The 11,997-nt window shown below is 64.8% G+C and carries 11 protein-coding genes; 4 read left to right on the top strand and 7 right to left on the bottom strand.

Going from position 1 to position 11,997, the window contains the following annotated elements; genetic code table 11:
* Positions 1–68 precede the first annotated feature (68 nt).
* From AXW84_RS23140 to AXW84_RS07860, 3 genes are all read right to left on the bottom strand, one after another.
* The gene (locus tag AXW84_RS23140; RefSeq protein ID WP_071891113.1) at positions 69–401 is read right to left on the bottom strand and encodes a type II toxin-antitoxin system RelE/ParE family toxin; all 333 of its coding nucleotides are present in this window, start codon (positions 399–401) and stop codon (positions 69–71) included.
* On the bottom strand, positions 367–627 hold the full coding sequence (locus tag AXW84_RS24660) for a hypothetical protein (RefSeq protein WP_068231062.1): 261 nt from the start codon (positions 625–627) through the stop codon (positions 367–369). Before AXW84_RS24660 ends, AXW84_RS23140 begins: the two co-directional genes overlap by 35 nt.
* A 99-nt stretch (positions 628–726) precedes the next feature.
* Positions 727–2,781, bottom strand: coding sequence for a S9 family peptidase (locus tag AXW84_RS07860; protein ID WP_068231059.1), 2,055 nt, complete (start codon positions 2,779–2,781; stop codon positions 727–729).
* Between the two features lie 278 nt (positions 2,782–3,059).
* Between AXW84_RS07860 and AXW84_RS07855 the strand changes: the two genes are divergently transcribed.
* Positions 3,060–5,666 carry a M14 family metallopeptidase gene (locus AXW84_RS07855; RefSeq protein ID WP_236943279.1) on the top strand — a complete coding sequence of 869 codons (2,607 nt, stop codon included), beginning with the start codon at positions 3,060–3,062 and terminating at the stop codon, positions 5,664–5,666.
* A 77-nt stretch (positions 5,667–5,743) separates the two neighbouring features.
* Here the strand turns inward: AXW84_RS07855 and AXW84_RS07850 are convergent, their stop codons facing one another.
* The 4 genes from AXW84_RS07850 to AXW84_RS25475 all read right to left on the bottom strand — a co-directional run bounded on the left by AXW84_RS07850 (position 5,744) and on the right by AXW84_RS25475 (position 7,523).
* Positions 5,744–6,394 (bottom strand): NAD(P)-dependent oxidoreductase, encoded by a 651-nt coding sequence (locus AXW84_RS07850; protein WP_068239052.1) that lies wholly within the window; start codon positions 6,392–6,394, stop codon positions 5,744–5,746.
* 123 nt (positions 6,395–6,517) lie between these two features.
* Complete coding sequence (locus AXW84_RS07845; protein WP_236943278.1) at positions 6,518–6,916, bottom strand: Rrf2 family transcriptional regulator; 399 nt, start codon at positions 6,914–6,916, stop codon at positions 6,518–6,520.
* Between the two features lie 56 nt (positions 6,917–6,972).
* On the bottom strand, positions 6,973–7,335 hold the full coding sequence (locus AXW84_RS07840) for an MmcQ/YjbR family DNA-binding protein (RefSeq protein WP_068231050.1): 363 nt from the start codon (positions 7,333–7,335) through the stop codon (positions 6,973–6,975).
* A 14-nt stretch (positions 7,336–7,349) separates the two neighbouring features.
* Positions 7,350–7,523 (bottom strand): DUF6728 family protein, encoded by a 174-nt coding sequence (locus AXW84_RS25475; RefSeq protein ID WP_170214108.1) that lies wholly within the window; start codon positions 7,521–7,523, stop codon positions 7,350–7,352.
* A 497-nt stretch (positions 7,524–8,020) separates the two neighbouring features.
* On the opposite strand from AXW84_RS25475, the gene AXW84_RS07835 reads away from it, so the two are divergent.
* The 3 genes from AXW84_RS07835 to AXW84_RS07830 all read left to right on the top strand — a co-directional run bounded on the left by AXW84_RS07835 (position 8,021) and on the right by AXW84_RS07830 (position 11,940).
* Positions 8,021–9,364, top strand: coding sequence for a dicarboxylate/amino acid:cation symporter (locus AXW84_RS07835; RefSeq protein ID WP_071891107.1), 1,344 nt, complete (start codon positions 8,021–8,023; stop codon positions 9,362–9,364).
* Between the two features lie 218 nt (positions 9,365–9,582).
* A complete protein-coding gene (locus AXW84_RS24655) occupies positions 9,583–9,732 on the top strand; it encodes a hypothetical protein (protein WP_157886883.1) in 150 nt (49 codons plus the stop codon).
* A 444-nt stretch (positions 9,733–10,176) separates the two neighbouring features.
* Complete coding sequence (locus AXW84_RS07830; RefSeq protein WP_068231047.1) at positions 10,177–11,940, top strand: TolC family protein; 1,764 nt, start codon at positions 10,177–10,179, stop codon at positions 11,938–11,940.
* Positions 11,941–11,997: the final 57 nt, after the last annotated feature.

The following is an 11,997-nucleotide window of genomic DNA, read 5'->3' as shown; positions in this document are numbered from 1 at the left end:
GCTCTTAGCATGACGGAATTAAATAAAAACGAAAAAGCCCGCTGCAATTGCAGCGGGCTTTTTCGTTTTTACAGCAAATCATTCTCTCGCAACAAGTCATCACGCTCATTGTCCGAAATAGAATCTTGCTCCGATTTATCATAAATCGTGAGCAGGAATATTTGCTCACCGATTATTTTGACGCAAGTAATTACACGGGCACCGCCGCTCTTGCCTTTGCCTTTCGCCGCTATGCGGACGCGCACTTTATAACAGTCGCGGCCCAGCGGTTCGCCAGCTTGTGGATTAGCTAAAAGCTCTTCCCCAAAAGCAGTTAAATCTTGTTCAAATGAAGCAAATCGCTTGACTAAAGGCTTGGCAGTGCGCTTAAAGCTCTTGGTCAGGACTATTTCGAAGCTCATGTATATATTCGTCAAGCGTTTGCAATTTAATTTTTCCCTGTTGGTGCAACTCCACTTCGTGGAGCGCCTCGCGGAAATCATCAATCCACTCCTGCTGCGCGGGCGTGTATTGCTTGGGCTTGGGCGGGGCTATGGGCTTGGCTTTAATGGAGAACGGCAGCGCCTTTACCAGTTTCATAAAGGGCGCGTAAAACTCGTCGGGGACGGTGAGGATGACTTGGCGCATGATGCAAGATACAAGTAGATAGTGCTTACAAGCAGCGCCTGCCATGAGTTCAGTCAAGCACTGCCTTGGCGCGAACCACTACGTTCGCGCTACTCCTCACTACTGCCCGGAGGCTGTGGCCGTGCCCTTGGGCATCAGGTACTTGTTGTACCAGTTCAAGTAGCGCACGTAGCGGTCCTTCACGTAGCTGGGCGTGGTGACGCCGTGGAACTGGCCGGGGTAGATGACGAGCTGGGTGGGCACGTTCAGGCTTTTGAGGGCTTGGTACATTTGCTCGGTGTTGAGCAGGGGCACGTTGAAATCCTTCTCGCCGCACACGAAGAGCGTGGGGGTTTTGATTTGGTCGGCGTGGAAGAACGGGTACGAGACGCGCAGGTACACGTCGGTATTTTTCCAGGGCGTGCCCAGCTCGGTTTCGTAGTCGCGGATGTACTGGTCGGTGCCGTAGCCGGCCAGCACGTTGCCGATGCTGGCCCCGCTCACGGCGGCCTTGAAGCGCTGGTCGCGGGCAATGACTTGGTCGGTCATGATGCCGCCGTAGCTCCAGCCGCCCACGCCGAGACGGTCGGGGTCGGCCAGGCCTTGCGCCACGGCGTAGTCCACCACGGCCAGCACGTCGTCGGTGTCCTTGTTGCCCCAATCGGCAAAAATGGCCTTGCTGTACTCCAGGCCCCGGCCCGAGCTGCCGCGCGGGTTGGCCACCACCACGGCGTAGCCGTTGGCGGCAAAGTATTGCCACTCAAACGCAAAGCCGTAGCCGAACTGCGCCACGGGGCCCCCGTGGATGCGCAAGATGGCCGGGTACTTGCGGCCCGCCTGGTAGCCCACCGGCTTGATGGTGAAGCCGCTCACCAGCGTGCCGTCCTTGCTTTTGGCCTGGATGGGCTCGACGGCACCGAGCGTGACGCCCTTCAGCCAGGCGTCGTTCTGTTTGGAAAGTGGCTTCAGCCCCCCCTTCTTATTCAGCGCAAACACCTCGGTGGGCTGCTGGGGCTGGCTGCTGAGCACCACGAGCTGTCCTTTGCTGGCCAGGGCGAAGCCGCCCACCTGGCGGGCCCCCGCCAGCACTTTCTCGGGTTTGCCACCGGCGGCCGGCACCCGCATCAGCGATTCGGCGCGGTCGTCTTCGAGCAGGAAATAGACGCTTTTGCCGTCGGGGACCCACTCGGGCTGGGTGGTGTTGCGGTCGAGGCCGGCGGTGAGGGGGCGGGCGGGGCCCCCGGCCACGTCCACCACCATGAGCTGGTGCAGGGCGTATACGAGCTGCTCCTTGGGCCCCCCTTGCACGAAGGCAATATGCCGGCCGTCGGGGCTCCAGGCGGGGCGGCTGCCGTAGTTGGGCGCGCTCTCGGGCACGTCGGTGGCGAGCAGCGGCCGGGCGGGGGCCCCGGCTTGGGCGTCAATCAGGAACAGGTCGTAGTTGTCGTGGCGGTCGGGGTCGGGGCCGCGCTTGCTGCTGAAGGCCAGCTGCTTGCCGTCGGGGCTCCAGGCGGGCAGGTGCTCGTCGTAGGGCCCCGGGGTGAGGCACACGAGCCGGCGCGTGGCCACGTCGAACACGTACAGGTGCTGGCGCTGTTTGTTCAGGTAGCCGTCCACGTCCTGCTTGAACTGGAAGCGGTCGATGACGATGGGGGGCGCGGTTTTCTTCTTGGCTTTCTGGGCGGCGGTGAGCGAGTCGGGGTCGGCGTCCTTGAGGATCATGGCGATGCGCTGGCCGTCGGGGCTCCACACGTAGTCCGACACGCTGCCTTTCAGCTTGGTGACTTTCTCGGCCTCGCCGCCGGCGCGGTTCAGCAGCCAGAGCTGGGCATTGCCGCCGTCGTCCTCGCCGCGGCTCGACACGAAGCTCAGGTACTTGCCGTCGGGGCTGAAGCGGGGCTTGCTTTCGCTGGCCGGGTTGGTGGTGACGCGCAGGTTCTGGCTGCCGTCGGTGCGGGCCATCCAGATGTCGGCGTCGCGCTTGTCGGTGGCCGTGTCCACGCGGGCCACGGTGTAGGCCACCCAGGCCCCGTCGGGCGACAGGTTGGGGTCGGCCACGTCGCGCATCTGGGCCAGGTCGCGCAGGCTCAAGGGGCGCGGCGCGGGGGCGGTTTGGGCCCCGGCGGCCAGTGGTGGCAAGGCCAGGGCGGCCAGCAAGGGTAGCACGTTCTTCATAGGAAGTAGGATTACTAAAAGCTCCGAAGGCCCGGGCCGGGAGGCTCTGCGGCCGCCGCACGGGCAGCCGTGCCCGGTTGGTTTGGGCCCCCAAGTTGCAAAAAATAGTGCGTTTGCCGGCTGGGGCCCTAAAAGACCACCCTGCGTCTTCTGGAAAAATCCTGGTTTTTCCGTGGCAAAAGGCTAAAGCGTGCGGCTACCCGGCGGCCACCCTGCATCTTTGCCGGCGGCAGGCTCGTCCTTGCCTCGCCCCGACCCTTCTATTTCTTTTCAATTTGATGGTTTCTCTACTCTTGCGCGGGCAAGCGGCGATGCGCGCCCTGCGCGGCGCCGGCCGCGGGCTGCTGCTGGGCCTGGCCTTGCCCCTGGCCAGCGCCGCCCAAACCGCCCCGGCCGACGCCGCGGGGCCCCTGCTCACCCCCGATCAGTTCCTGGGCTACCCACTGGGCAGCCAGTTCACGCCCCAGGCCGAGGTGCTGCGCTACGCTGCCCACGTGGTGGCGCACTCGCCCGGCCGCATGAAAGTGGTGCCCTACGGCAAAACCTACGAGAAGCGGACCCTGGAGGTCATCGAGATTGCCAGTGCCGAAAACTTCGGCCAGCTCGATGCCATTCAGCACAACGGCCGCCGGCTGGCCAGCCTCGAAAGCGGCACCGCCAGCCGCCAAATGCCGGCCGTGTGCTGGATGAGCTACAACGTGCACGGCAACGAAGCCAGCTCCTCCGAAGCTGTGATGCAGGTGCTTTACGACCTGGCCAACCTCCAGGACCAGCAAATCCAGGGCTGGCTGAAGAATACGGTCGTACTGATTGACCCCTGCGTGAACCCCGACGGCCACGACCGCTACGTGAACTGGAACAACAGCGCCCGCAACCGAGTGCCCAACGCCTCGCCGGACGCCTGGCAAAACCGCAACCCCTGGCCCGGCGGGCGCTACAACCACTACTACTTCGACCTGAACCGTGACTGGGCCTGGCAAACCCAGCAGGAAAGCCGCCAGCGCATCGTGCTGTATAACCAGTGGCTGCCGCAGGTGCACGCCGATTTCCACGAGATGGGCCCCAACAGCTCGTACTACTTCTCGCCGGCCGCCAAGCCCTACCACGCCGACATCACGCCCTGGCAGCGCAAGTTCCAGGGCATCATCGGCGACTACAACCGGGCCGTGTTCGACAAGAACAACTGGCTGTACTTCACCCGCGAAACCTACGATTTGTTCGCCCCCACCTACGGCGACACCTGGCCCAGCTTCAACGGCGCCATCGGCATGACCTACGAGCAAGGCGGCCAAACCGGCACCGCATATGGCCGCGCCGACGGCGATACCCTCACGCTGGCCCAGCGCATTGCCCACCACCACGCCGCCAGCCGCGCCACCCTCCAGGCCACGTCCGAGCGCCACGACGACCTGCTGCGCGAGTTCCAGGCCTACTTCACCGACGCCAAAACCAAGCCCCGGGGCCCCTACAAAACCTTCGTGCTGGCCTCCGGCAACGACCCCGGACAGCTGAAAATGCTGACCCAGTACCTGGAGCGCCAGCAAATCAGCTACGGCTTCGCGCCCAAGAAGCTGCGCACCCGCGGCTACAACTACGCCTCCGGCAAAACCGAGGACGTGGAAATTGCGCCCCACGACGTACTCGTGAGCATGTACCAGCCCAAATCGACGCTCGTAAAAGTGCTGTTCGAGCCGCGCCCGCAGCTGGAAGATTCGCTCACCTACGACATCACGTCGTGGGCCCTGCCCTACTCGTTTGGGGTGAAGGCCTACGCCCTGGCCCAGCGCCTCGACGCCTCGGGCCCCACGCCCACCCCGGCCGTGGTGAAGGGCAGCGCCGCCGCCCCCACCGACAAGCCCTACGCCTACCTCGCCCGCTGGAACAACTTGCAGGACGTGCGCTTCCTCAGCCAACTGCTTCAGCAGAAGGTGAAAGTGCGCTTCGCCGAAAAGGATTTTGAGGCCGAGGGGCAGAAGTACGCGCCCGGCACGCTCATCATCACCCGCACCGGCAACGAGGCCCTGGGGCCCAAATTTGACCAGATCGTGCGGGCCCAGGCCGACTCGGCGGGCACGGTGGTGCAGGCCGTGAAAACGGGCTTCTCGACCACCGGGCGCGACCTGGGCTCGGGCACGGTGCACTTCGTGAAGCAGCCCGTGGTGGCCGTGGTGGCGGGCCCCGGCATCGACGCCACGGCCTTTGGCGAGGTGTGGCACTTCTTCGAGCAGCAGCTCGGCTACCCCATCACGGTGCTCGGCACCGATTACCTGAGCCGGGTGAACATGGCCAAAATCGACGTCCTGATCCTGCCCGACGGCAGCTACGCCGACATCTACCCCGACAAGGCCCTGGAAAGCCTCAAGGCCTGGGTGCGCGGCGGCGGCAAGCTCATCGCCATGGAAGGCGGCATGAAATTCCTGGCCAACAAGAAGGATTTCCTGCTGAAAGCCAAGGCCGCCGACTCCGTGGCCCTCAAGAAGGAGGAAAAGGCCAACCCCTACCTGCCGCTGCGCCGCTACGGCAACGCCGACCGCGAAAGCACGGAGGACCAGGCCCTGGGTACCATCTACCGCGTGCAGCTCGACAACACGCACCCGCTGGCTTTTGGCTACGGCGGCACCTATTCGGCCCTCATTCGCACGCCGCTCAGCTACCGCTTCCTAAGCAAGGGCGGCTGGAACGTGGGTGTCATCAAGAAGGACGGCTACTACTCGGGCTACGCCGGCACCAAGGCCCGCAAGGAGCTGGTGGATACGCTAGTACTGGGCGAGCAGGACCTCGGCCGCGGCCAGGTCATCTACCTCGGCGACAACCCGCTGTTCCGCGCCTTCTGGCAGAGCGGCAAGCTGCTGTTCGGCAACGCCGTGTTCCTGGTCGGGCAGTAGTCCCGGGGCCCTACGCCAACAAAAAGCCCCGCCGATTTGCATCGGCGGGGCTTTTTTGCGCGCACAGCCAGGGCACCCTAATAGGCGGCCGTGAAGCGCTGCTTGCTGAATTTGGGCTGTTCCACCTCGTCCAGCACCGCCACGGCCAGGTCTTCGCCCGAGAGCACGCTGCGGCCGCTAGCGTCAAACACCGGGCTGTCGGTGCCCAGGCGGTAGTGGCCGGTGCGGCCGGTGTCGATGCCCTGGTGCATTTCGATGGCGGGGCTGAAGAACGTCCAGTCGAGCGTGGTGTTCTGTTTCAGCACGTTCAAGTAGTCGCGGGCCGCGGTAGCGCCCGCCTTTATTTCGGCCGGGAACTGGGGCCCATCCACCAGCTGCTGGCCGTCGATGAAAAGGCTGCCGGCCCCGCCAATCACCACCAGGCGCGGCACCCCCGATTGCTCGGCCGCCGTTTCGATGTCCTTCGAGCCCGCCAGCGAATCGGCGTAGATGTTGGGATTGTCCCAGCCCGGGTTGAAGGCGCTCAGCACCACGTCGTGGCCAGCCAGCTGCGCGGCCAGGGCCCCCACGTGGGTCACGTCGCCCTGCACCACGGTCAGGTGGTCGTGGGCTACGGTAAGCTTGGCGGGGCTGCGTACGATGGCGGTTACTTGGTGGCCGCGCATCAGGGCTTCGCGCAGCAAGTTGGAGCCTACAAAACCGGTAGCGCCGATAAGAGCAATTTTCATGGCCTTCAATTGATTGGGTGAATGATTTGAGCGCAGCACGGGCCCACGCACCAGCGCTGTTGGCAAAGTTAAATGCGTTAAACAGGTTGTAACCACAGTTGTTACAATGAGTATCAAAAAAAATCAACTGCCAGCCGGCAATGCCAGATCGGTCACTACCTGGGCCAATGTCACGCGGGCCAGCTCCCGCTCCAGGGCCGTTTGGGCGCGCGCCAGCGTCGCGTCCAGCGCAGCCTGAATGTTGCGCCCCACGGCGCACCGCGGGTTGGGCGAGGCATGCACGTGGAACAGCTTGCCTTCGGCCACCACTTCAACGGCCTGGTACACGTCGAGCAGCGAAATGCTGGCCGGCGCACGCCGCAGAAATGTACCGCCTGCCGCCGCCCGCACCTCCACCAGCCCCGCTTTTTTGAGCTGGCCCAAGATGCGGCGGATGACCACCGGGTTGGTGTTCACGCTGCCGGCCATGCGCTCCGAGGTAAGCAGCACGGCGGGGCCCTGGCTTGCCAGGAGCGAAAGCACGTGCACGGCTACGGAGAAACGACTGCTAATTTGCATTATGTGCGGGGCCCCAGGGGCTAGTCTTCGAGGGCACGGGCTAGGGCGGCCCGCGCGGCTTTGGGCAGCGCGGCGGCCACCAACTGGTACGATTCGGCCGTCCAGGCCCGCACCTTGGCGTCGGGGGCCCCGGTGCCGATGAGCACCGTGTTCCAGTGCTTCTTGTTCATGTGGAAGCCGGGCAGTACGTAGTCGTGCTGCTCGCGCAGCTCGGCGGCCCGCTCGGGCTCGCACTTCAAATTTACACTGCCAAAGGTTTGCAAATCGGTGAGGGCAAATATTTTGCCGCCCACTTTAAACACCAACGTGTCGGGGCCAAACGGCGTTTCTTCCGTGGCGCCCGGCAGACTGAGGCAATAAGCGCGAAAATCCTCAATGTTCATTGCTACGCGCTGTACTACAACACGTAGCGGAAGAACATTATCACCAGGCACACCAGGAACATTGCCAAGCTGAGCTTATTGATGAAGTGCATGGTTTTGAGGTTGAAGTTGGTTTTGCGGGCGGGGTCGTTCTTACGGAAGAAATACCCGAAGGCGGGGCCGAAATTAAAGAGGTCTTTACCGTTCATGGCGGGGCTGGTTAGGGGTCGGTAATGTAACACCGGGGGCCCCGGAAAGATTGGCAAAACGCCGAATTTATTGCGACTTTGCGGGGCCCCGCAGCCGGGCTGCCCGACTGGCGAAGCCGCGCCCGGCCTACTTTTACCGCCCGTTCCCGCTGCCTTGCCTTTTCGCCGCCTACATGCTCAAGCTTTTGGTGAATATTGCCTGCATACCCAATGCAGCCGCCACCAGCGTGTGCTTGCCAACACTGGGGGCCCTGCCCGCGCCCCCGCCGCGGCTGTGCGTGGCAGCACGGCCAAGCACCCGGCACTAGGGCCGAAGGGCGGGGCCACGAAGCTTATTTCGACTGGTACGTTGCGGTGCGCATCAACATTTCGTTGGTCGTATTTGCGGGCGATAAAAAGCTTCGGGCCACCTCCCGCCTCAACCACGATGTAGCGCCTGCCGCGGGGCCCCACGCCCGCACCTTTACTTGCCTTCCCACCCTTTTGATACGTTTGTTATGAAACGTTTGTATTCGAACCTCACCGTGCAGGTGCTCACCGCCATTGCCCTGGGCGTGCTGGTCGGGGCCCTGTTTCCCACGTTTGGCGCGGCCCTCAAGCCCATTGCCGACACGTTCATCAACCTCATCAAGATGCTGATTGCCCCCATCATCTTCCTCACGGTGGTGCTGGGCATCGCGGGCATGGGCAGCCTCAAAAAAGTGGGCCGCGTGGGCGGCAAGGCCCTGCTGTACTTCGAAATCGTGACCACGCTGGCCCTGGGCCTCGGCATTTTGGTGGCCAACCTCACCAAGCCCGGCGTGGGCGTGCAGGCCGTGGCCCAGGCCGTGCTGCGCGACGGCAAGAAGACGGAGGAAGCCGCCAAGTTCACCTCCCAGGCCGGCGAGATGAACTGGGTGGAGTTCTTCACCCACCTCGTGCCCAGCAACGTGGTGGAGGCCTTTGCCAAGGGCGACATCCTGCAAGTGCTGCTGTTTGCGGTGCTCTTCGGCCTGGCCCTCAACCGGATGGGCAAAACGGCCGAGCCGCTGGTAAAAACCTTCGACCGGCTCTCGCACGCCATGTTCGGGGTGCTGGCCCTGGTGATGAAGCTGGCCCCGCTGGGCGCGTTCGGGGGCATGGCCTTCACCATCGGCAAGTACGGAATCGCCACGCTGCTGCCGCTGGGCAAGCTCATGCTGGTGGTGTACGCCACCATGAGCTTGTTCATTTTCGTGGTGCTCAACTTGATCCTGCGCTACTACAAGCTGCGCCTGGGGCCCTACCTGAGCTTCATCAAGGAGGAAATTCTGCTGGTGCTGGGCACCTCGTCGTCCGAATCGGCCCTGCCCCGCATGATCGACAAGATGGAGCGCTACGGCTGCTCGCGCTCGGTGGCCGGCCTGGTCATTCCCACCGGCTATTCTTTCAACCTCGACGGCACGTCCATCTACCTCTCCATCGCGGTTATCTTTCTGGCCCAGGCTTTTAACATTCCGCTCTCGCTCACCCAGCAGCTCTCGCTGATTGCCATCCTCGTCGTCACGAGCAAGGGCGCGGCGGGCGTCACCGGGTCGGGCTTCATCGTGCTGGCCTCCACACTGGCCGCCACCAAGGTCATCCCGGTCGAGAGCGTGGCTCTGCTGCTGGGCGTCGACCGCTTTATGAGCGAGGCGCGCGCCATCACCAACGTCATCGGCAACGGCGTGGCCACGCTGGTCATCGCCAAGAGCGAGGGCGAGTTCGACGAGGCCCGCCACCAGCTGGCCCTGCAAGGCCGCTCGGTGCCCGAAGCCCAGCGGCCCGAGCCGGCGGCCGAGCTGCCCCTCGTGGCGCAGCAGCCCGACCTCATGGCCCGCTAGGGCCCCGGGCGTTCGTTCCTTTCCAACGGTTGTTCTTTTCTGTCTTGGCCTGCAGCCGGGCCGCGCTTCGCCCTTGCCGACGCGGCCCAACCCACCCAAACCGGCTACTTGCTGCCCCACCGCCTGCTGGGACCTAAGGCCCGCATGCAGCCCTGCACCAGCTATACCCACGGCCGCTACAAGGGCCTGCGCCGCGAAGACGGCACCGCGTCCAGGACGTGCATTTGTTTGACGGCGGCGTGAACGTGCTGCTCGACGGCCACCAAGCCAAAATCACGCTCAATTACCGCGCCCGCCCCGATTTCACCAACGTGAACGACGTCAGGTACCGCCCCGAAATAACGATGCAGATGCCGGCCATTCTGTAGCCGGGGCCCCCAGAACAGGGCCAAAAAAGGGCCGCGTGAATTATTGGTTCGCGCGGCCCTTTTCATGTTATGCCCACGCCCCACGCTCGCGCCAGGCAAGCCCTACGGGTAGCTGCTCCTGGGCCGAAACTTCCAGGCGAATCACCCGCTGCTTTATGAGCGAAGCGCGCGCTACCCGCCCCGCTGGTGGTGGCCCCAAGAGCGAGGGCGAGTTTGACGAGGCCCGGCACCAACTGTCGTTACCGGGCCCCTGGTGGCGGGGCCCCTACCCACACCGACCCGCACTACTCAGCAGTAGCGGGTACTAAATGCGCATGTTTGTCCTCACTTACGGTTCAGGTAAGCCAGAGGAGCCGGGATTTTTTTCTAAACACTCCAGCCAACTACGGGTTTTTCGCGTTCAAACCGACATTAAAAGGGTATTAAAGCCTATTGCTGGCGTGTATGCGAAATCTATTCTTTCCGCCGGGCCGCTATTACCGAGCCGCGGCCGCCAGCCTGGGACTGCTAGCCGTAACGTTGGGCGCGGCGGCGCAGTCGAACCCGGCGGCTCCACCGGCCACGCGGCCCGCCCCGGCTGGTAGCGGCCAGCCCAGCGGCATTGGGGGCCCTCCCGTGGGCCAGCAGCAGCAGCAGGAATTGCAGCAGCGGCAGCAGCAAATGCAGCAAACTGCCCAGGAGCGGCAAATGCAGCGGCCGCCGGACGGGCCACCCAACCCAATGCCCACGGGGGCCGGGCAAATGGCGCCAGCGGGCCAGGTTGCCCCAAGCCCCGGCGGCACCGGCACGGTGGGCGAACCCAGCGGCACCACCACGCCGCAGGCCTCGTTTGGTGGAGCCCCGCGCGGCGGCGGCATGATGGGCGCTTCCACTGGCGCGGCCCGCGTGCTGGCCGTGGCCCCGGCGCAGCTCAGCCTGCCCCAAGCCGTGGCCATCGGCCTGGAAAACAACCTCACCACCCTGCTCGCCGCCGAGCGGGCCACGGAAGCGCGGGCCCTGCGGCAGCAGGTGCGCTCCTTCCTGCTGCCCAACCTCAACGGCACGGCCTACCAGCAAAACCGCACCCTCAACCTGGTCGCGCAGGGCCTGGCACCCAGCGGCGGCCAGGACATGACGGGCACCGGCATGGGCGGTGGTACCGGCGGTGGCGCGGCCGCGGCCCCCACCATTCCGTCGTTCGTGGGGCCCTTCAACACGTTTGACGCGCGGCTCAACTTCTCGCAGGCCCTGCTGAACCTGGCCGCGATGCGCGAGTACAAAAGCAGTACCGCCGCCGTGCGCGTGGCCGACCTCACCGCCGAGCTGGCCCGCGAGCAGGTGGCCACGTTCGTGGCCCTGGCCTACCTCACCGCCCAGCGCGGCACCCTGGAAGTGCGGGCCGCCCGCGCCGACCTGGTGCTGGCCGAAGCCCTGCGCCAGCTGGCCCAAAAGCAGCGCGACGCGGGCGTGGCCGACGGCATCGACGTGGTGCGGGCCGAGGTGCGCGCGTCGCAGCAGCGCCTGCGCCTAATCCAGGCCGAGGCCAGCGCCACCCAGGACCGCCTCGACCTGGAGCGCGCCGTGGGCCTGCCCCAGGGCAGCGCCACGGCACTCACCGATACATTGGTGGCCCGCGCCGAGGCCGTGCCCACCGTGGAACAAGCCCTGGCGCCGGCCCAAGCCGCCCGGCTGGATGCGCGCATCGCGGAGCAAACCATCGCCCAAAAAGAACTGGACCGCCGCGCCCGCGCCGCCGCCCGCTACCCCATCATCAGCGCAGCCGGCGACTACGGGCAGTCGGCCGTGACGCCCTTTAAAAGCGACCGCATCACCCGCACCTACGGCGTGACGCTGAGCGTGCCCGTGTTCGACGGTGGCTACGTCGGCGGCCGGGTGAAGGCCGCCCTGAGCGAGCAGCGCCAAGCCGAGTTGGAGCTGGGCAACACCCGCGGCCAGGTGGAGCAGGACGTGCGCCAGGCCCTGATTGGCTGGAACCTGGCCGCCGCCCAGGTGCAGGCCGCCGACGAGCAGCTGGCCCTGGCCGGCCGCGAGCTGGCGCTGGCCACCCAGCGCTTCCGGGCCGGCGTGGCCGACAACCTCGAAGTGCTGCAAGCGCAGGCGGCCCTGGCCAACGCCCGCGCCCTGCGCGTGCAGGCCCTGGCCCAGTACGGCGCGGCCCGGCTCAATTTCGCTGCGGCTACCGGCACAGCGCAGTCTTTTCGCTTATAAGTAGTTGTTTTTAAGATGATTTTGAAAGCCCACCATCTGTCATCCTGAGCTTCCCAG

The sequence above is a fragment of the Hymenobacter sp. PAMC 26628 genome (genome assembly GCF_001562275.1).
Classification (GTDB): Bacteria; Bacteroidota; Bacteroidia; order Cytophagales; family Hymenobacteraceae; genus Hymenobacter.
The sequence above is the reverse complement of the archived record's forward strand: the minus strand, read 5'-3'. Positions and strand labels throughout refer to the sequence as shown.

Excerpts from the sequence above, each read along its gene's own strand:
- AXW84_RS23140 (WP_071891113.1), bottom strand. The coding sequence starts at position 401 with ATGAGCTTCGAAATAGTCCTGACCAAGAGCTTTAAGCGCACTGCCAAG.
- AXW84_RS24660 (WP_068231062.1), bottom strand. The coding sequence starts at position 627 with ATGCGCCAAGTCATCCTCACCGTCCCCGACGAGTTTTACGCGCCCTTT.
- AXW84_RS07860 (WP_068231059.1), bottom strand. The coding sequence starts at position 2,781 with ATGAAGAACGTGCTACCCTTGCTGGCCGCCCTGGCCTTGCCACCACTG.
- AXW84_RS07855 (WP_236943279.1), top strand. The coding sequence starts at position 3,060 with ATGGTTTCTCTACTCTTGCGCGGGCAAGCGGCGATGCGCGCCCTGCGC.
- AXW84_RS07850 (WP_068239052.1), bottom strand. The coding sequence starts at position 6,394 with ATGAAAATTGCTCTTATCGGCGCTACCGGTTTTGTAGGCTCCAACTTG.
- AXW84_RS07840 (WP_068231050.1), bottom strand. The coding sequence starts at position 7,335 with ATGAACATTGAGGATTTTCGCGCTTATTGCCTCAGTCTGCCGGGCGCC.
- AXW84_RS25475 (WP_170214108.1), bottom strand. The coding sequence starts at position 7,523 with ATGAACGGTAAAGACCTCTTTAATTTCGGCCCCGCCTTCGGGTATTTC.
- AXW84_RS07835 (WP_071891107.1), top strand. The coding sequence starts at position 8,021 with ATGAAACGTTTGTATTCGAACCTCACCGTGCAGGTGCTCACCGCCATT.
- AXW84_RS07830 (WP_068231047.1), top strand. The coding sequence starts at position 10,177 with ATGCGAAATCTATTCTTTCCGCCGGGCCGCTATTACCGAGCCGCGGCC.